We start from the raw sequence: 20,485 nt of genomic DNA, 5'->3' as shown, positions 1-20,485 counted from the left end.
TATGTCTTTTGTCTCTATTTTACAATTTTATTTTGTAATGTTAACGGTACTCTAATCATGATGAATGTCCCTAGACCTATTTTTGAGTCTATGGTCATTTTACCTTCTAGTAAGTCTACGCGCTCTTTCATACCAAGTAACCCAAAGGATTTGTTTTTATTTGTTTTAACATCCTTCATATCAAAGCCTTTTCCATCGTCTTTGATAATTAAGGTGACAAAGTCTTTCGTCACTTCAACCTTCACAGAGATTTCTTCTGCTTCAGAATGCTTTAAAGAATTTGTGACAGCTTCTTGAGCTAGTCTAAATAGTGCCACTTCAAATTGAGAAGCAATTCTTTCGCTTTCAGTATCACCTAAGCACTGAAACGTAATTTTGGTTTTTCCATCATATTCTTCAATTGTGTTTAAGTATTTTCGCAGTGTCGGAATGAGACCCAAATCATCTAAAGCCATCGGTCTTAAATCATAAATGATTCTTCTCACTTCGTACAGTGCATTTCGCACATTCTGTCTTAGACTTCTAATTTCTTTAAAGCCTTCTTCTGTTCCACGGTCTCTAAAAATTCGTTCTATTAGTTCTGAACGCATCATCACGTTTGCCAGCATCTGAGCAGGTCCATCATGGATTTCTCGTGATACCCTTTTGCGCTCTTCTTCCTGGGCTTCAATAATTCTTAGTCCAAAATCTTGTTTTGCCTGAGCATCTTCAAGTAAAACACCGACCTGACGTAAATCTTGGTTCAAGTAGTTGAGGACGACCGTGATCTGGCTCACAAGCGTTTCTGAACGTTCAATGACGTCTTGTAAGCTTAACAATCGTCTTTCGAGATCATCTCTTCTTTCCCTGAGCTGTTTTTCGCGCTGCTGGATCATGGTCAATTCTACTTGCAGGTTATGTGCTTTTTCATAGGCTTCTCGTATTTCTTCTTCGCTGAATTTGTTAAAGTTTCTGCTGACCTCAGATAATCGATTTCTAGCATGTCTCGTATGTACTTCTAGTTTATCCCCAAAATCAATTACTTCGTTGACTTGCTGTTTAATTTGCTTGAGCTCTTCTACTAGGCTTTCATATTGTTGACGGGACTGTTCGCCGATTCTAAATACTTCGTCCTTACTGCCATCAACTGTACTTAGCATTTTCATGATGATTGAATCCAATAACTTCGGATCCATTTTAGGTGTTGTCATGGCTTTTCCCTCCCGTAACAGTGATGTCATCTTTTTTTATTATAAATGTCATTGATCTGCATTTTATGTCGAATTATAATGAAAGAATGCGTATAAATCATGAAATTTTTATGACGACCCTTTTTCCGCTCCTATCATCATAACAAAATACGCTGTAAAATTCTAAAACCAATGCAAATTTTCTCTAGCCTTACAATTTGCTTGTCAGGAGGGTATGTCTTTTGCTGAACCGCTATCTCACAGTAAAAAGCCGTGGCGAGCATGAGATCGTCATTGAAAAATCACGTTTTATTTGTCATATACAACGTGCTGTCTCAGAAGAAGAAGCACAAGCCTTTATACAATCCATAAAAAAACAACATTGGAACGCCACTCATAATTGTTCCGCCTATTTGATCGGTGAACATGATCTGATTCAAAAAGCAAATGATGATGGTGAACCAAGCGGTACGGCAGGGGTACCCATGCTTGAAGTGCTTAAAAAACGCAAGCTGAAAGATACAGTTGTTGTCGTCACTCGTTATTTCGGCGGTATTAAGCTAGGTGCCGGTGGATTAATTCGCGCGTACGGAAAATCTGTGTCTGAAGCAATCAATCATGTTGGTATGGTAGAACGCTGTTTAATGCGTACGATGCACACAACAATAGATTATACATGGCTTGGAAAGGTAGAGAATGAGCTTAGAGCCTCATCTTTTCAGCTAAAAGACATCCATTATGCAGAAGATGTGATTTTTGAAACGTATGTAGAAGAAACACAAACAGAGCAGTTCATTGAATGGATGACTGAGTTAACGAATGGAAAGAGTGTTACTAAAGAAGGCGAATTGATTTATTTAGAAAAGGACGTTGGTCCGATAAAGGAGACAGATGAATGGCACAACGAGTAAAAGTGCGTGTACGAAAGAAAAAGAGTAAGAAGAAAAAGATTTTCAAACGGATTCTGGTCTTATTTTTGCTTCTCTTCATCTGCATGGGCGGATTTGCAGTTTATAAGATTGTGAATACACTCCAGGCTGCTGACAAAACTTATGATGAATTAGAGCGTGGGGAGAAATCGAAACTCCGTGATGCTGTCATTGATATAAAGAAAAAACCTTTCTCTGTCCTATTTGTTGGTATAGAGGATTACGCCACAAATGGTGATCACGGCCGTTCAGATTCACTCATCGTCGCAACGATTAATCCTCAGGATAAAACGATGAAAATGGTCAGTATCCCCCGTGACACACGAGTACAGCTTGCTAGTGACACAACGGGAAATAAAGTAAAGATCAATGCGGCATTTGCTAAAGGCGGTAAAGACGAAACGATTGAAACTGTCGAACAATTCTTGCATATCCCAATTGACAAATATGCAACAGTGGACTTTGACGGTTTTAAGGATGTCATTGATGAAGTTGGGGGAATCGATATAGACGTTCCATTTGACTTCAATGAAAAAAGTGACGTCAAAAAATCGAAAAAGATTTACTTTAAAAAAGGGAATATGCATTTAAACGGGGAAGAGGCACTTGCTTATGCGCGAATGAGAAAACAAGATCCACGTGGTGATTTCGGGCGTAACGATCGTCAGAAACAAATCTTACGTGCCATGATTGATCAAATGGCGAAACCTCATAACATTGCAAACGTGGATAATATCGCAAAAGAAGTAAGTGATCATATAACAACCAACTTCCGCATCACAGAAGGACTTGCTCTACAGCAAATTTACAGTGGTTTCAAAGGAGACGATACTGAAACATTATCTATTAAAGGATCAGACCTTTATTTAGGACCAAATCGAACATACTTCTTTGAGCCAGATCAAACCAACTTGGCTGAGGTGCAAAATGAGTTAAGGACGCATTTAAAGCTTCCTGCTGAGTCATCGTCCTCAACTGAAACAAATACACAAACCGATTCATCTTCTGATGCAACAGGGTCAGCCGATACCCAGGCCCCTTCGACCAGCACATCAGGACAATAATAGGAAAACAGCCCGTTCCTTGGAAGCGGGCTGTTTTTTATTGTCTTTTGACCATACGTTTGTAGAATTTCGTAAATGGTTTAAACTCTTCGTTCACCAAACCAGTGACTTCAGCGATAACTTGCATAAACATGACCAGTAAAAAGATAATGATCAATGACAGCCAAATGGTGGCACTTGTCAGCAAAATCGCGCTTAAGCTGAAGACTAGGCCAATCATGTAAATCACAATCACTGCCATTCGATGTGATAAGCCAAAGGCCATCAGTCGATGATGAATGTGTGATTTGTCAGGTGCTGAGATAGGCTGTTTATTCAATATTCGTCTGATGATCGCAAAGGTCGTATCAAAAATAGGCACACCTAAAATAATTACAGGGACAACAACACTAAACAAAGTAACACTTTTGTACAATCCTAAAAGTGACAGGACTGAGATCATATAGCCTAAAAATAACGAACCTGTATCACCCATAAATATTTTTGCTGGATGGAAGTTATAAAAAAGAAAACCGATGGTACTGCCAATGACGACAAGAGATAACGAAAGAATCAGGATCTTGTCCGCAGAAAATGCCATGACGGCAATCGTGGTTAAACCGATAACCGAAATTCCGGCAGCCAGTCCATCTAATCCGTCAATTAAATTGATCGCATTTGTAATTCCAACAATCCATAGTACAGTCAGGGGATATGCCATCCATCCTAACTCCAGTCGATCTGTTAAGAAAGGAACAGAGAAAAAGTCCATTTTTAAGCCCGTGCTCACGATTAAGCAAGCAACGAGAACTTGCACAAGAAATTTAAATTTTGCACTTAAATTATATTTATCATCAAATATACCTAAAATGACGATGAGTACAGCGCCAACTGATATAGCTGTAATTTTATTATGTAGAAACAGCCCGCCTGCTAGTGCTCCAGCCGCTACCCCAATAAAAATCGCCAAACCGCCCATTCGAGGCATTACTCTATCATGAACTTTTCGTTTATTCGGCTGGTCCACTGCACCAATCTTAATTGCAAACTTTTTGACGATTGGTGTCACAATTAAAACTGTAGCCAGAGAGACAAAAAACGCTAATAAGGCGCGTTCGTAATCCATAGGTCAGTCTCCTTCTAAATTGAAATCTGTATTTTGTATATTGGCCGCTCTTTCCATTATACAATTGAATATAGGATGATCACAAGCTCCCCCTAAGAAGAAGAAACAAATAAAAACGCACAATCCTGAATGAATTATGCGTTTTCTTTAATATTCGTTAATTCCACCATGTTTGTGAACAGTGCGTGCCAATCTTTTTTCATTGCCCGGCTTTGTCTTAGATGTCTGCATGTCATGTCATCTTTTTTACTGATCACTTTCTGGCAGGCTTCGACGAAGAGAGCTGGATCTTCGCCCTCTACATATTCATACACATCATTCTCTTTTAGCCTTTCCGTTGATGGAAGATTTAAACCAACAACAGGGATTCCGGCAGCTAAAAATTCATACAGCTTGAGCGGAAAAACCGCTTGATTGTAAGGAGACTGTTTGTATGGCATCATCCCTACATCAATTAATTTCATATAAGCAGGCACTTCTTCTGGTGCGACTGCTCCTGTCCATATGACATTGGGCAGTTTGAGTGCATGCTGAAAAGATGGATCTCCATTCGTTCCATCCGGACCGACAAATAAAAATGTCCAATCTGGCTGCATTCGAGCAGCTTGAGCGATCATGTCAAAATCGAGCTTCGGCTTGATCCCACCTATAAAGCCAAGAACCGTTCCCTCTCTTCCCTCTAGCACGTCTTCCCTGCTAGGGAGGTTGCTTTTTGCAAACACATCATACTCGACGCCATTTTCTACTGTAAAGACATCTTTCGGTTCACCCATGAGCCTTTTTTTGATTTGATCATGTAAGTATTGTGAAGAGCATGTAATGCTGTGTGCATATTTAATAATGCGGTTTTCAGCTTTTACAATGACTCGCTGTCTCATATAAGAGAGAATGTTGTTTTTTCCGCTGATGGGCTCTCCCCACAGGTCACTGCAATCATACACAATATGTTTCCATTCAAATAAAGAAGATAAGAGCGGAAATCCCGGAAACGTATACCATAAACAGACGGCTATGCCCTGCTTTTCTTCTTGACGCAAATGCTCAAGAAGAGGAGATAATTTATGAAAATAAAACATATCTTGATAACGGCCAAAGCGAAAAAACTTGCTCTTGAGCACATCAGGAATGGTCATTTGCTTCATTCGATCCGTTATAGGCTGAAAGGGAGTTGAATGACGAGTGGAAGATGGGCATACCCAGATGACCTCTTTCGTTTCTGGATCAGATGCAAGAAATTCCGCCAGTCGATGCCGTCTGTACCTTAAGCCATCGTGGCCCCATTCTCCCGTTGCGACAATCACATGTATGATCGAGTCTGCTTTCACCTTTATCACCTTTTTTCCCTTCTGTTTATAAACGCTTTTTGACAGCATTTGTGGCATAGTGCATAAAACACCAAGATGCTTTCACAAAATGAAGCTGCTCAATTTCTCTATAGACAAACCATGTTTTTTTCGCTGCTTTCCACTTGTTACTAGAAATCGAGTTTCCCACGATGCGATATTCACTGAGCGGCTCACTCATTCCATAGGCAGTAAATCCTTTTTTTAAAATAGAGAGCCATGTGGCTAAGTCCTGCCTTGTTCGAATGTTTGGCATTTCCACGTGTCCTACTTGTTGAAGATCGAGCATCACCGTCAAACAGCCGATAATCGTATTTTTTAAAGCTTCATTGTAGTTCAACTGAGCCGGCGCTGTGACGGTTTTTTGTAACGGCTCTCCATTTTCTGAAATGATGTCATATGCCGTGAAAGTAAAGGCATGATCATTTTCTAACATAAACTTGACCTGCTTTTCGAGCTTTGTCTGTTTCCAAATATCATCGCTATCTAAAAAAGCGATAAAGCGGCCTTTCGCCTGTTTGATGGCTGTGTTTCTAGCAATAGCGGCTCCCCCGTTTTCCTCTAAATAAATGACGTTGATTCTGTCGTCCGTCTGACTTAATTCCCCTAACAACTTCCTTGTGCCATCTGTTGAGCAATCATCTGCAATGATCAGCTCCCAGTTGGAATAGGTTTGGGCAAGGACGGAATGAACTGTATCCGTTAAATAACGTTCCGCATTATACGCCGGTGTAATAATTGATACTAACGGTTGATTGTTCACCTAAGACTCATCTCCAGTTCATCATTAAGATTCTTTGAACACTTCAGGTAACACCACAAACATAAGCGAGATGCTAAGGCCAATGACAAGTCCAAGCAGTGCTCGTTTTTTCGCTGACATCCCTTTGTTCCCTTCATCAAGTACTTGGGCAGGATCGACAATCTTTGCCTGCTTCATCCCGAGCTTTGTCGATTCCAATTCATATAAAAATCGTTCTTTATCGACTTTGGAGTCATTGCTGACAGATTCATCTTCAAGAGCGGATAGTCTTCTTTCAATGACTTGCTGTCTTTTCGTAAATAAGGCTTTGTCCTGCTTTAAAAATGTATCTGACACTTGTTTCACTACCGCCAAAGCTCGAGCTTGATCAGCATCTGTAAACGACAACTGCAATTGTGTATCGGATTGGTTAGTGAGAATCAAACGATTTTTCACATTCTGCCTTTCTTCTTCCTTTACATCACGGAGTGCTTGATTCAGAAATGCATCGCTTTTTAATAGAGATGTCACTTCTGACAGATTGTTATACACACCGTCGTCATATTTCCCAAGCGTCAAGGTCACAGCAGCTGTGTAACTAGACTGTTCTACTGTCCCTTTGGCAAAAAAGAAACCAAAAGTAGCTAATGCGACAGGCAGCAGCACAAGCCAGACGATATATTTTTTCATTCGCTTCCCTATTCTTAACATCAAACCAGACATGCTCATTCTCCCAACATTGACGTATTTGCTTTTTCACTAGTGTAGCCATACAAACTCAGCATCACACGTTTGCCCACGGCTTGAAGCGCTGTTTATTTTTCATGATATTGACCGCTGCGATCACCAGCCCTAGAAACACCCAGTGGAAATATAAATTCGAGACGGAACTAGGACTGATACTTGAGACGAGAAAGCTCAGCATGGCAGCAAATAGACCTTCAATGATCATCTTGGCTGATCTCGTGTCAGCCAATTGGTATTGTTTGTACAGTGAGAACATGAGATAGGCATACACTGAGATATAACCTAGCATGACGGCAAACCCAAAATTCGTCATCACCTCTAGCAGCCAATTGTGAACTTCAACGACCTGATCTGTATCAAAGATAGAAAAGTGAGCTAAGTAATAAGACACATTGCCCGCTCCGACTCCGAAACCGTATGAATTCGTAAAGAAATGCCAAGCGTTTTTGATTAAATTCGCCCGGGCAATGTTGGACGGAAGTGGTTCGCTAAAAGAATGAGCGACCTGAGAAGCGAGAAACAAGTCATAAAAGATAGAATAGATTTTGGCTGAAAAAATGGCGATACAGATGATAACAAGCCCGCCTGCTGCCATGATGGACCACTTTTTTAAAAAGCGAGGCATCAGCAACCATACATAGATTGCCGCTCCAGCTAATATGCCAAGCAAGCTGGCGCGCGATTCTGTTAACAAAATGAGATACAGCGCTAAGATGGCTCCTAGTAATCCGAACGCTTTGATATAACCATTTTTCACTTGGCGCATACACGCCACATATAAGAAAAAGCTAATAGATAAAAACGTCGCAAAGTCATTTTGGTTAAAGAAGACAGCCGTAGGATAGTGCTGTTTGTACGCTGGTCCAAGATACAATGAGGTATTCGGTAAATGATTCAAGGTCAAGTGATTATAGAACCCGATTCCCATCACAAATACAGTCATGACTAGCCAAATACTATAAAAAGTCACGATCTGATCCATTCGCTGAATGTACATGACCACAAGAAAGACAAAACCCATTCCCATCGCAAGAAGAGACATATATTTCAGGCCGTCTGTGACCGAATGAGCCCAAAGCAGTGAGATGAGCCCGTAAAGAAACCATGCAGCGAAAAAACCAAGAATGCCTTTAACACGAATTTGCTGCCACTGGGATATGTACGTTCCTTTGTCTCTCATCCGCCATATGAATAAAGCAAAGACAGCCAAGAGCATGATGCGGTAGAGAAAGAGACTAAAGAACCCAACACTAATAGAGAAAAAAGCATTATTGAGAAATGTTAATGCAATTAAAAGGTAAATGGCTGACATGAATATGTGTTCACCATTCATGTAGAGCTTCATACATATAGCAGCCACCATGAGCACCACAATCAAAACCGGAATGACCACCATCTTCTTTAACCCGATAGACTGTGCGGATGCCATTTGTACAAGCCCGATACCTGCTGCTAATAACATACATCCGATTATGATTTGCCATGCTGTTTGTTTCACACTCATACCCATGTTCCTCCTAAGCAACCCATCCGATTTGAGGGATTAAGCCTTTACTTCCTGTTCATAGTAGGAAATAGTACGAGCCAAACCTTCTTGTAAACTCACAACAGGCTCCCATGTTAAGACTTGTTTCGTTTCCTCATTTTCCAATGTACTATGCACAATATCTCCTGCACGCTGAGGCTTATAAATCGGTTCAAGATCTGATCTCGTGACTCGCTTCATCGTTTGAAACAGCTCATTCACCGTGATGGAATGACCACTTGAGATATTTAAACAAACGTTTGATTGAGCTGTTAAAGCTGCAACATTCGCTGCGGCTAGATCGCCTACATAGATGAAATCTCTTGTTTGTTCCCCGTTTCCGAAGATGAAAGGTGCCTCATGCTTTGCAAACTTATCAGAAAAAATTGAGACAACACCGCCTTCACCAAGTGCGTCTTGGCGCGGACCATATACATTGCTGTACCGCATAATACAATAGTCCACATCATAGAGTGATTTTGCCATCTCTAAGTATCGTTCAACTGTCAGTTTCGACAAGCCATAAGGTGAACCAGGCTGCAGTGGATGAGCTGTGTCGACCGGCAGATAGACTGGGTCTCCATAGACTGCTGCCGATGAGGCAAACACCACTTTCTCCACCCCGGCTTCAGCCGCTGCTTTGATCACATGCAGCGAACCTTTAATATTGACCTCTTCGTCGTAGACGAAATGTTGAACCGAAACGGCTACACTCACTTGCGCTGCAAGATGAATGATATAATCTGGTGCAATGTGTTTGATCAAATCGACCGTTTCTGATTTTGTGACATCTGCTTCAATGCATTGTACGGATAGATGAGCGATATTTTCCTTCGATCCAGTTGAAAAGTTATCAAGAACAATAGGCTCATATCCTTTCTCTAATAAAGCCTCTACCGTATGAGATCCTATAAATCCACTTCCCCCAGTGACCAATACTTTCTTCATCCAAGTTCCCCCTATTATTGTGCCTTCGATACCAATTCTGTTTCCCATACGCCTGGGCGGCCGATGGACTGGTAAATAAATCCTCTCTCTTTCATTTCTGCTGGATCAAACAAATTCCTTCCATCAATTAAAATGGGAGAACGAAGCAGCTGCTTGATCTGATCCTTATCCATCTTCTGTACGTCATCCCATTCCGTTAAGATGAGACAAGCATCTGTATCTTTCACTGTTTCATAGAGATCATTGCTGAAGACCGCCTGCGGGCCAAGCTCTCTTTCTGCTTCTACATAAGCAATTGGATCATAGGCTTTGACAAAAGCTCCGAGCTCTCTCAGCATTGGGATAATATCTAGTGCTGGCGCTGAACGCATATCGTTTGTATTTGGTTTAAATGCGAGCCCTAAAACGGAAATCGTTTTTCCTTTAATATCACCGAACACACTCATCAGTTTGCTGACAAGATGGGCTCTTTGGTGGTTGTTAGTTTCAATGACAGATTCGATCAGCTTGAACCGGTAGCCAGCTGTTTCGGCAATTTTGAGAAGAGCCATCGTATCTTTTGGGAAACAAGAACCACCAAATCCAATGCCTGCTTTTAAAAATTTATGCCCGATCCGGCTGTCTAACCCAACGCCTTCGCTGACTTTTTCCACATCAGCACCAACTCTCTCGCAAATGTTCGCAATGTCATTGATGAATGAGATTTTTGTGGCGAGCATGGCATTTGCCGCATACTTAATCATTTCTGCACTTTCTAGATTGGTCTCAACCACTTCTGTTTGAAACGGATCATGCAATTTTTTAATGATCGTGGATGCATGTGCACTTGTAGAGCCAATCACCGCTCTCTCCATATTCATCGTATCTTGAATAGCTGAACCTTCCCGCAGAAACTCTGGATTGGAGACGACGTCAAATGGATATTTACTGCGTGAAGCCTTTTGAACAATGGCTTGAACAAGACGTCCTGTTCCAACCGGCACTGTGCTCTTATTCACGATGATTTTGTAGCCATTCAGGTGTTCCCCAACCGTTTGAGCCACAGCTTTCACGAATGTTAAATCCGCTTCCCCCTGAGGTGTCATTGGTGTTCCTACCGCAATATAAATAATCTCTGATTCTCGAATTGCAGCGGGAATATTGGTTGTAAAACACAATCTTCCCTCTTCTGTATTCTTCTCAATCAATTCCTTTAAGCCCGGTTCATAAATTGGAACGAGACCGCTTTTTAAGCTGTTGATTTTTGATTCGTCGATGTCACAACAAATGACGCGATTTCCGATATCAGCAAAACAAGTACCCGATACTAACCCGACATATCCTGTTCCAATCACAGCAATTTTCTTCAACATGTTTCATCCTCTCAGTAAAAGCATATTGGTCGTTCCAAACTGTTTATCTATCAGTCTTTGCACATTTCATCCTGTTTAAACGGTGGATGTTGATTGATTCAGCACCTTTTCATATTGCTGAATCAGGAGCGTAGCATTATGTGATGATGAATAATCTGTATGGACGATGTGGTGAAGATCGTTCTTCACTTGCTCGTTCCATCTGTTTTCATAAAGATAAGCGTGAATCGCTTCTTTTAGCTGACTCGTTGAACGCGGTTCAATGAGCAGATGTTGATAGGTAGAAAATAGTGATGGGAGACCACCAACCCGTGTTGCGATGACAGGCAGTTTTAAAGCGAGCGCCTCAAGGACGACAGTCGGCATTCCTTCACTGTAGGATGGAAGGGCAAACAGGTCAGCTGCCATTAAATAATGTTTGACTTGTTTATTCGGCACCTGCCCCGGGAGTATAATGGATTCTCCCGCCCGTTCGGCCAGCTCCTTTGCGAGGGGGCCTTTTCCGACAAAGACGGCTTTTACACCCTCCATCCCGCTGACAGCTTCCGCTAATTCAAGCAAACCTTTCTCTTTAACTAAACGGCCGACAAAAACGACGAGCTTGTCGTGAAGCGGTAAACCGATCTGCTTTCTGATCGCTGTTTGATCCCCTGGTGTTCTAGAAAATGACTTGAGCGGAATTCCCAGCGGGAGACATTGTGCATCCACCTCTGTCATGTCATGTGTTTTCTTTGCCAGCTCTTCACTCACTGTGAGAACAGCAGACGCCTGTTTTACTGCTGCTTCGAAGGCTGCAAGCGCCCCTTGGCTATAGGTTGGATAGACGTTCACATCACTGCCGTGTAAGGTCAGAAGATAAGGGATGTTTGCTTCCTTTTTGATCACAGCTGCTGCGCCGCCAGACGGCATGGCAAAGTGCGCATGGATGAAATCCGGTGACAGTTCATAACGCTCCATTGCGCGCAGGACAGAAGCTGCGATTCGTTTACTCGGCTGAGCCCATTTTAGCTGTCCAGGCAGCGCTGTATAGGGCGGTCTGTAAACCGGCACGCCGCACCTCACTTCCTGCTCGGGAAGATCTTTTCTCTGACGATAGGAAGCTTTAAGCATCCGTAAGATGGGCGGATTGACAGGAGTAGGACAAATCACGCTCACTTCTACGCCTTTTTTGACCAGCTCCTGCACTTGCGTTTCATGGAAGACGCCTTCACTTGGATGTTTTTCACTAGGATATACACTTGTCAGCCATAGCACCTTCATGACGAACGACCTCTTCTCCAAAATTTCCCTGCCATCTGCGGATACATTTTGACAAGCAGCAAGCTATATAAAGCCGCACTTAAACCAATCGTGAGTAGTAATTGAAGCAGTATATCCGCTGATGTCAGCTTCATCCCTTGATGAACAGTCACTGCGCAGGCGGCCATTAACAGCGTCATGACAGCAGGCTTTACGAGTGATTTTACATACACCTTCATATTTAGCTGAATGACATAAGCCATCAGCCACCTGCCGACAATGAAGTTCAGCAGGCTGACCCCTGAGTAGACCCAAGCTACAGTCAATAGACTGCCAGTATGGACTCCTGCATATAAGGCGCATCCATATACGATGAGCATGCCTGTATCCCAATAAAAAGCTAAGTCCGCTCTCCCTTTTGCAAGAAGGATGGAACCATTTGGATTCATCAGCACACGGAGTAGACCAACAATGCACAAAATATTCAAAACCGGGACCGCCACTAGCCATTTCTCTCCAAACACCACTTCTATAAAGCTATCTGATACGGCAGCAAGACCGATGAGGAGTGGAAAACTAATGAGTGCGAGCATATTCGTCATACTGAGGAAGCCCTCACGCAGCCTAGAATGATCACGCTGACTTTTTGCGAAAACTGGGAAAGCCACTCTCGTCACAATCGGGTTAATTTTCAGCACCGGGATTGTGACGATTTGATAAGCCAGGCTGTAAATCCCTAAAGCTTCTGCTCCAAGAAACCGTCCTATTAAAATCATGTCGATATTTGAGCCTGCCCGATTGACTAGTCTTGACGCAAGCTGGAAAGCCCCGAAGGAGAAAAACTCTTTCACTTCCCCTAATGCGAAAACGGGTGCTGGGCGCCACTTCTTCCAATAAGCCGCTGCATACATGAGACCTTTTCCTGATTGAAGCAGCACTTGAGAGATCACATAGGCCACAATTGGATTGATAAAAAAGGCTAGGATCAGTAGAACAATCAGCGAAATGATCGTCGCTATCGTCTCAATCGTACTTAAGGTTTTAAAGGCTAAATCTTTCTGCATCATGTATTGGTATTGCTGACCAATTGGTGCAATGAGAAACATAATGGATAATAACTTGAGCAAGCCTTCCAGCTCAGGTCTGGCATAAAAGGCGGCAATCAAGGGACTTGCAAGGATCAATACACAAAACAAGAGAATTCCCGTCAGCAAGTTGATCCAATATAATGTAGATAATTGACGTTCCGTCGTTTGTTCCTTTTGAATGATCGCAGCACCGATGCCTAGATCAAGTAAAATCTGTGTAAATATTGTGACCGTTGTGATCATGCCAACGAGTCCAAATTCTTTCAGTGACATTACGTTTCCTAAAAAGGCGAACTGTGCAATTTGGATGATGGTAATGATCAATGCGGACAAGCTTGTCCATTTTGCTCCGCCCAGCAGGCGATTTTTCATACTTGCCATTTCTCTTCCCTACTTTACTTATCTGGCTCCGTCACCAGTCACGATGACTTTTAACGTTTTTACCATAATCTTCGTGTCGAGAGAAAATGTCAAGTTTTGAATATACTGTAAGTCATGTGATAATTTCTCACTTGGACTCATTTCATATCCCCCATTTACTTGAGCAAGACCAGTCAGCCCCGGCTTCACTGTCAGTCTTTTTGTAAAGCCTGGAATCGTCCGATTAAATTCGGCAGTAAACATTGGTCTTTCAGGACGTGGACCTACAATACTCATTTCTCCTTTTAACACGTTGATAAATTGCGGCAGTTCATCAATTCTTGTTTTTCTGATGAATGCCCCCACTTTGGTGATACGAGGGTCATTTTTTTGCGCCCATTTCGCTCCTCCGCTTTCTGCGTTGGTTCTCATCGATCTGAGCTTCCATAATTTAAAGTAGACACCGTCTTTTCCGACCCTTTCCTGCATATAAAAGGCTGGCCCTGGTGTTTCTAGCTTGATTAAAAGGGCAAACAGTAAAATGATTGGCGTACTCAACATCAATCCGATGAACGAGAACACGACATCTATGAAACGTTTTGCAAATAAATATCGAACCATATGTTCTGTTAAAGCAAAAGAGTGGTTTCGTCTCACTTCATATTCTCTGTAAAGGTTCATCGCTTTCTCTGCGCTCACTGACCTGCACCTCACCATTCAAAGTAGTTGTTGTGTAAAGAGATGTTCTATGAAAGTCAGTTTAGCAGAGCAACATTAAGCAAATGTAAATGGGCTGTTAAGTCTTGTAAAAGTGTGTTAAGAATGTGCCCTTATATCAAGTTATGCCCTTTTAAACGTAAAAAAGACCCGCATTTCTGCGGGTCTACGTGTCTTTTTTTATTTTGCCTTTACGGATTCGATCGTCTTCAGTCTAAGCGTTCCGTTTGCATCTTTTGTATAAGTTACTTTCACTTTTGATTCTTCTTTTAGGCTGTTCACTTGTTTAGAAAATGTATTTCCGAATTGAATGGCTACTTCTTTTCCATCAATGTTGACAGCAATTGTATGTCCATCAGCCAAACCGACATATGTGCCTTCTTTGGTGACTTCATTTTTCTTCGTTGTAGATTCTTTTTTTGTTTTAGATTCAGCTTTTGACTGATCATTTGTCGTTTCTTCTTTTGTGATTTCCTTACTTGAGCTTTCTTTTGCATCTTCATCAGATTGACCTGCTTGGTCTTCTGTTTGAGCAGCTGTTTCTTTGCTTTCATCATCTGCTTTTTCACTTGCAGACTTGTCTTCCGTCTTTTCGTCTGTTGCATTTTCTTTCTTTTGATCTGCTGCTTCAGTTGTTTCTTTTTTGCTGTTATCCGTATTGTTATCGTTTGACTGATTTGATGTGCCGCATGCTGTGAGCATTACACCTAAAAGTAAGACTAAAAACGGCATTGTGATTAATTTTTTCAAGATCGTCACCTCTTCATGATTTGTCGATTTGCTGTCATTGGAAGGCAAATACGTGAAAAATCCACCCTCTATGTTTCGATTATAACAAAAATAACCTGAAATGAAATGTATTTTTAACTTGACATATCATTCATCCGATCTATTTTATTCAAAATATTGAGATACACCTGCTGCGATTCCTGAAGCCAGCCGCTCCTTGGCAGTCGTTGATTTTAATATACTGGCATCAATCGGACTAGTTACGAACCCCGTTTCAAGCAAGATGCTGGGCATTTTTGAATACTTGATCACGTAGAATCCTGCTGTCTTCACACCGCGATCTCTTGTGCCAAGGGCTTTCACCATCTGGGGCTGTACCTTTTGTGCCAGCCTTAAACTATTGGCCGAAGCATACGTCGCATCATAATACGTTTCTGTTCCATTTGCACCGCTATGATCATTTGCATTGGCATGGATGCTGATGAACACATCCGCACCAGCCTGTGATCCTTTGCTTACACGTGTTTGCAAGGAATCAAATGTATCAGATGTTCTAGACATGACCGTCAGCGCACCCGCTTGTTTGAGCCTTGCTTGCAGTTTTAACGCGACATCCAGATTAACATTTTTTTCAAACAGCCCATTTCCTACCGCTCCAGCATCCTGTGCACCATGACCTGGATCAATAAAGATGGTTTCACCTAACACATGATTTTTCAGCTGTGTGATCACACTGGTTCGTATGGTTGATGTTCCGCCCAACACTGTAAATGTTGAAATCTTTTTAGACCCAATGACACGACGAATCGCATCTGGCACTGATTGAGTGTCTGTAAGAAGAAGGGTTTGCCCTTGCTTGGCTGCCGTACTTGCCGCAGCTGCCGCATCGGCATATGCATAGCCGTTACTCATATACGTTTGGGTTGTCTTCATCGGGTATGTGTTCGCAATTCGGGCTGCCACTTCATACCGATTAGCTCCGCTGATTCTCACGGGTGATGGCAGCTTTTGATAGGCTGCTTGATTGACACTTGTTTCCCCGCCAATCACAATCGTCCGTTTCACCGCTTTGCTTTTTAATAGATTGGCTGTTTCCTGCCGCAGCCCTTTTGCATCGGTTAATAAAATAGGAAAGCCCTGTTTTGCAGCATACGGAGCAATCGCCACAGCGTCTGCATAAGCAGAACCATTCACAATCACAGCTGTATCAGCACTCTTCATTTGCTTAGCAACGTTTGCCGCCAATTCATATCGATTCTTTCCTTGTATTCGCGATACGGATAGATTCATTGCTTTTAGCTGCGCTACGACTTTTTGCGAAATGCTTGCGGTTCCGCCAAGAATGATGACACGCTTCGTTTTCAACTGCTGAAGACCTGACTTAGTTGCACCTGAAAGACTGCTAGTATTCGTTAACAGCACTGGGGCTCCTTGCTGAAAGGCATACGGCACAGCACTTAGCGCATCTGCATAAGCTTCACCGCCTACTAAAACAACTGTAGGTGCTGTCGACCAGCCTCGTTTTGCAGCGTTAACTGCCACCTCATATCGATTACTTCCCTCAATTTTCGATACATTGTGCTGCGCAAATGCTGTTGGTGCATATAAACATAGTGAAACCACAATTAAAACAAAACATTTGATATAAGAATGCATGAAGTCAACCTCCTTGGTTTTGAACCCTTCATCCTGGAACCCGGAAACACTTCATGTACTTTTGAAAAAAGGCTGCCGAGAGTCGTTTCTCGAGCAGCCTAAGAGGTGTATCTTAGGCACCCCTCATCTGTATGTTTTCTTATCTAAAATAGCCTGAAACACCGCTTGAAATACCTGACGCTAATCGATCTTTATAAGTAGCGGATTTCAAAATATTTGAATCAACTGGACTGGAAACAAAACCAGTTTCTAAGAGAACACTTGGCATCTTAGAATATTTAATGACGTAGAAGGCAGCTGTCTTCACGCCACGGTCTCTTGTTCCTAATGCACTGACCATTTTAGGCTGAATATTTTGCGCAAGCTTCAAGCTGTTTGTTGCCGCATATGTTTTGTCATAATACGTTTCAGTTCCATTTGCACTGCTGTTATCATTTGAGTTCGCATGGACACTGATGAAGATATCTGCATTTGCTGACGCACCTTTGCTCACCCGTGTTTGAAGACTGTCGAATGTGTCTGATGTTCTTGACATCGTCACAAGTGCACCTGCGTTGTTTAACTTTGTATTTAGACGTTTGGCTACATCTAAGTTTAAGTTCTTCTCATATAATCCGTAGCCTACCGCTCCTGAATCATGAGCGCCATGACCTGGGTCAATGAATACTTTTTTGCCAACGACAGGATTTTTCAATTGATTCACGACAGTTGGTGTCACTGTATTTGTACTGCCAACGACAGTGAATTTGGTGATTTTTTTGCTGCTAATCGTCGCTCTTGTTACCTTTGGCAGCGTCTTTTCATTCGTTAGGAGCAATGCTTTGTTTTGCTTTGCTGCAATTCCTGCCGCAGAAGATGAAGTGGCATAGCCAAACCCTCTTCCTACATAGGTATTATTTGTGCTCATATTGTATTTTTTCACAATATTCGCAGCCACGTCATAACGAGTAGAGCCTTTGATTCGCGTTGGAGATTTTAATTGATTATAAGCTGCTTTTGTGACGTAATTCTCTCCGCCTACGACAATGGTTTGTTTCACATTGCTTGCTTTTGCAACAGAAGCGATTTCAGAACGAAGGCCCTTTTTATCTGTATATAGAATTGGGAACCCTTTTTGTGCCGCTACAGGTGCAATGGCAATTCCATGTGCATAGAATGACCCTTCAACCACAACGACGCCAGCTGGCGTTTTCATTTTTTTCGCGATATTTGCCGATAGCTCATATCTGTTTTTTCCTGAAATACGTTGTGTAGAGATGCCCATTTTCTTTACTTGATTGACCACATTGTTTGACACACTTGATGTGCTGCCTAAAACAATAACTGTCTTCGTTTTTAAAGCCGTTAAGGCTTTTTTTGTATCTCCAGAAAGGCTTGTACTATTTGTGTAAAGAACTGGTCCATTTTTTTGATGTGCCAGTGGAATTCCTGCTGTTGCATCTGCATATGCAGTTTTCCCCACTAAAACAACTGTACTTGCTGTTCCCCATCCTTTTTTCGCTACGTTTGCTGCTACAGCATACCGGCTCCCACCATCAATTCGGGAGACCGAGTTATCTGCTGAAGCTGTTGGAACAATAACGAAAATGGCGATGAGGCTGAGGATGGCTGTTTTGATCATTGAGCGCATCTTCTAAGTCCTCCTTTTATTCTTAATAGTTTGTTAGTTTTGTACCTGGATAGTAGAACGAAAGTATAGAAGAATACGAGTTTCCAGATTCAGCTCTAGCTTTGGCGCCGTATTGACTCATCCCAATGCCGTGACCATAACCTTTTCCTGAAATCGTGAAATCATTTGTATTATTCTTTACTGACGCAAACGTACTTTTCACCTTTGTTGCGCCCATGACTGTTCTAAACTCTGTCATTTTCATACTTGCCGTTGTACTTTTGTTCACTGTATACGTACCTGTTTTGTTTTTCAGATGGTAATTCAGCTTGATTGAAACGGTCTTCGCACGCTGACCTTTTGTTTTTCCTGAGAATGTTAGGCTTGAAATAGATGCAATTCTCATGTCAGATGCAGCTGTTTCTTTATTTTTCAACAGCCATGATTTTAGACCAGCAAGGTCGGCAGCATTGGCTTCTTTTGCCTTAGACCACTCAGAAGCTGCTTTACTTGTAGTCAACGTAGTGCCTAATTGCTTTTTAGACAACTTCAGTGTCCACGCATTGACAGGATCTTTTGTGTCCTGCTTGGCGACTAAGTATGGCAGTGCATTCCCCCATACTTCTTCACTCGCCTCAGTGTATCCGCCATTACTAGAATAATAGGTGGCTGAAATAAGTTGATTGTTGTATTTCAGAACCTTGCCTTTTGTGGCATCCACAGCTTTTGTCGAATTTGTGTACCAGTTATATCCTCCATATACTTGGAAGGCTGTTGTATCAGGTACGACTTTTCCAATACTTTTCACTGAATACGTTCTAGCGGCAACAGCTTGTGCTTTTAATGCCTCAACATGCCAGCTCGCAGGCATTTCGTTTGGCACAACACCTTTTAGATAGTCTTCAAATGGAATATTTTCATTAGTCGGCCTGATATATCCTGATTCAATGGCAAAGTTGACGTTACCTAAGTAAGGCTTCCCTGCGATTTGAAGGACATTTTTGGTTGAATATTTCTCAGGAACAACTCTTAATGTGTTATACGTCTTAATGCCTTTTAATGAAATTTTTCCGTTAGAAATATTCAATTGGTAGTTCTGATTTTTTTTCAGATAGACTTGTTTGGCTAAAGAATTTTTTAAACTATCTGTAATCGCACTTGTGCTACCAGCAAGATGGTAAGCATATGTACCTTTTTCTTTCAGCAATGCTTTTAATGACGCTGTGACAGAATCCGGCTTCACATACACAACGGTACTGTTAGATTTTGCAGCCAATTGCGACAAAGGCATTGCATAAATATAGCTAGAGGCTTTTGCCAAGTACACTTTATCTGCATTAATGTTTAATTTTTTAATGATATTCACAGATAATTCATAGCGATTGGCACCGCTGATTCGTGTCACCTGTGAGGTTTTCTTGATTTGATTTTCTACTTTTTGTCCCGTACTTTTTGTACTGCCGATGATAATGACTTTACTTGGCATTTTATAAGACGGAATGGAATCTTTTTTTGTTAATAGGATTGGGTATCCTTTTCTCGATGCATAGGATGCAATTGCAATCCCATTCATGAATGAGTTCCCGCCGACAACAATTGCTTGCTTATAGTTACCCATTTCTTTGGCGATTTTTTGGGAAATTTCAAATTTGTCTTTCCCACTAATGCGTCTCACTTTTCCATACTTTTTGATTGATTTCTCAGCAGCTGTTGAAATACTTTTCGTATTCCCGACAATTAAGATGTTATCAGGATTCATCTTTTTCAACTGATTTTCGGTTGTCTTCGTTAGCTTTTCAATGTTCGTGTACAAAATTGGGGCGCCTAATTTGTATGCTAACGGCGATACAGAAATGGCATGATCAAAAGCATCTCGGCTCACAATCACAACGGTTGAAGGATTTTTCCATCCTGCAGAAGCAATACTATTGGCTACTTCGTAACGATTTTTGCCGTCGTATCTTTTCGTCACAGCGACATTTGATCCTGATAGTTTGTATTCCCCCGTTGTTGAGAAATCCATGCTGTTTTTGTTTCCGATATAATTAGACAATTTCACTGAAATTGTCGAGCTGGCCATGGCAGACTGAAAAGGTGCAATTAGTAGTGTCAGTGTCATGAGAACGATAAGTGTAATGCCTGTTTTCTTCAATTTTGTTCATC

At 41.8% G+C, this 20,485-nt stretch carries 17 protein-coding genes; 2 read left to right on the top strand and 15 right to left on the bottom strand.

The window, feature by feature from the left end; translation table 11 throughout:
- Positions 1-14: 14 nt before the first annotated feature.
- On the bottom strand, positions 15-1,190 hold the full coding sequence (locus tag ACRRMM_RS11700) for a sensor histidine kinase (protein ID WP_003213166.1): 1,176 nt from the start codon (positions 1,188-1,190) through the stop codon (positions 15-17).
- Positions 1,191-1,411: 221 nt separating this feature from the next.
- On the opposite strand from ACRRMM_RS11700, the gene ACRRMM_RS11695 reads away from it, so the two are divergent.
- Positions 1,412-2,080, top strand: coding sequence for a YigZ family protein (locus ACRRMM_RS11695; protein ID WP_017357860.1), 669 nt, complete (start codon positions 1,412-1,414; stop codon positions 2,078-2,080).
- Positions 2,065-3,162, top strand: a complete 1,098-nt coding sequence (locus ACRRMM_RS11690; protein WP_007499958.1) for an LCP family protein — start codon at positions 2,065-2,067, stop codon at positions 3,160-3,162. The genes ACRRMM_RS11695 and ACRRMM_RS11690 overlap by 16 nt, the downstream gene beginning before the upstream one ends.
- Positions 3,163-3,199: 37 nt before the next feature.
- Here ACRRMM_RS11690 and ACRRMM_RS11685 read toward each other — a convergent pair whose 3' ends face one another.
- The 14 genes from ACRRMM_RS11685 to ACRRMM_RS11620 all read right to left on the bottom strand — a co-directional run bounded on the left by ACRRMM_RS11685 (position 3,200) and on the right by ACRRMM_RS11620 (position 20,474).
- Positions 3,200-4,267, bottom strand: a complete 1,068-nt coding sequence (locus tag ACRRMM_RS11685; RefSeq protein WP_007499956.1) for a glycosyltransferase family 4 protein — start codon at positions 4,265-4,267, stop codon at positions 3,200-3,202.
- A gap of 134 nt (positions 4,268-4,401) precedes the next feature.
- Positions 4,402-5,649: a teichuronic acid biosynthesis protein TuaH gene (gene tuaH / locus ACRRMM_RS11680; protein ID WP_050826656.1), complete on the bottom strand. Its 1,248-nt coding sequence runs from the start codon at positions 5,647-5,649 to the stop codon at positions 4,402-4,404.
- Positions 5,618-6,373, bottom strand: a complete 756-nt coding sequence (gene tuaG / locus ACRRMM_RS11675; protein WP_135226382.1) for a teichuronic acid biosynthesis protein TuaG — start codon at positions 6,371-6,373, stop codon at positions 5,618-5,620. Before tuaG ends, tuaH begins: the two co-directional genes overlap by 32 nt.
- Positions 6,374-6,397: 24 nt before the next feature.
- On the bottom strand, positions 6,398-7,075 hold the full coding sequence (tuaF, locus tag ACRRMM_RS11670; RefSeq protein ID WP_331832884.1) for a teichuronic acid biosynthesis protein TuaF: 678 nt from the start codon (positions 7,073-7,075) through the stop codon (positions 6,398-6,400).
- Positions 7,076-7,136: 61 nt separating this feature from the next.
- Positions 7,137-8,603 (bottom strand): teichuronic acid biosynthesis protein TuaE, encoded by a 1,467-nt coding sequence (gene tuaE, locus ACRRMM_RS11665; protein WP_353816932.1) that lies wholly within the window; start codon positions 8,601-8,603, stop codon positions 7,137-7,139.
- A 39-nt stretch (positions 8,604-8,642) separates the two neighbouring features.
- Positions 8,643-9,572, bottom strand: a complete 930-nt coding sequence (locus ACRRMM_RS11660) for an NAD-dependent epimerase/dehydratase family protein (RefSeq protein ID WP_331832882.1) — start codon at positions 9,570-9,572, stop codon at positions 8,643-8,645.
- A gap of 14 nt (positions 9,573-9,586) precedes the next feature.
- A complete protein-coding gene (tuaD, locus tag ACRRMM_RS11655) occupies positions 9,587-10,924 on the bottom strand; it encodes a UDP-glucose 6-dehydrogenase TuaD (RefSeq protein ID WP_017368147.1) in 1,338 nt (445 codons plus the stop codon).
- Between the two features lie 75 nt (positions 10,925-10,999).
- Entirely contained in the window at positions 11,000-12,184 is a 1,185-nt protein-coding gene (tuaC, locus tag ACRRMM_RS11650; RefSeq protein ID WP_331832881.1) for a teichuronic acid biosynthesis protein TuaC, read from the bottom strand.
- A complete protein-coding gene (gene tuaB, locus ACRRMM_RS11645; protein WP_331832880.1) occupies positions 12,181-13,632 on the bottom strand; it encodes a teichuronic acid biosynthesis protein TuaB in 1,452 nt (483 codons plus the stop codon). The genes tuaC and tuaB overlap by 4 nt, the downstream gene beginning before the upstream one ends.
- A gap of 18 nt (positions 13,633-13,650) precedes the next feature.
- Positions 13,651-14,310 (bottom strand): sugar transferase, encoded by a 660-nt coding sequence (locus tag ACRRMM_RS11640; protein WP_008348294.1) that lies wholly within the window; start codon positions 14,308-14,310, stop codon positions 13,651-13,653.
- Positions 14,311-14,508: 198 nt separating this feature from the next.
- Positions 14,509-15,078 (bottom strand): hypothetical protein, encoded by a 570-nt coding sequence (locus ACRRMM_RS11635; RefSeq protein WP_019743577.1) that lies wholly within the window; start codon positions 15,076-15,078, stop codon positions 14,509-14,511.
- A 144-nt stretch (positions 15,079-15,222) separates the two neighbouring features.
- Positions 15,223-16,713, bottom strand: a complete 1,491-nt coding sequence (locus ACRRMM_RS11630; RefSeq protein ID WP_428828637.1) for an N-acetylmuramoyl-L-alanine amidase — start codon at positions 16,711-16,713, stop codon at positions 15,223-15,225.
- 139 nt (positions 16,714-16,852) lie between these two features.
- Positions 16,853-18,343, bottom strand: a complete 1,491-nt coding sequence (locus ACRRMM_RS11625; protein ID WP_024719256.1) for an N-acetylmuramoyl-L-alanine amidase — start codon at positions 18,341-18,343, stop codon at positions 16,853-16,855.
- A 22-nt stretch (positions 18,344-18,365) separates the two neighbouring features.
- Positions 18,366-20,474 (bottom strand): SpoIID/LytB domain-containing protein, encoded by a 2,109-nt coding sequence (locus ACRRMM_RS11620; protein WP_144739612.1) that lies wholly within the window; start codon positions 20,472-20,474, stop codon positions 18,366-18,368.
- Between the last annotated feature and the right edge of the window lie 11 nt (positions 20,475-20,485).

Source organism: Bacillus sp. XT-4 (assembly GCF_050864245.1).
Lineage (GTDB): Bacteria > Bacillota > Bacilli > Bacillales > Bacillaceae > Bacillus > Bacillus altitudinis.
The sequence above is the reverse complement of the archived record's forward strand: the minus strand, read 5'-3'. Positions and strand labels throughout refer to the sequence as shown.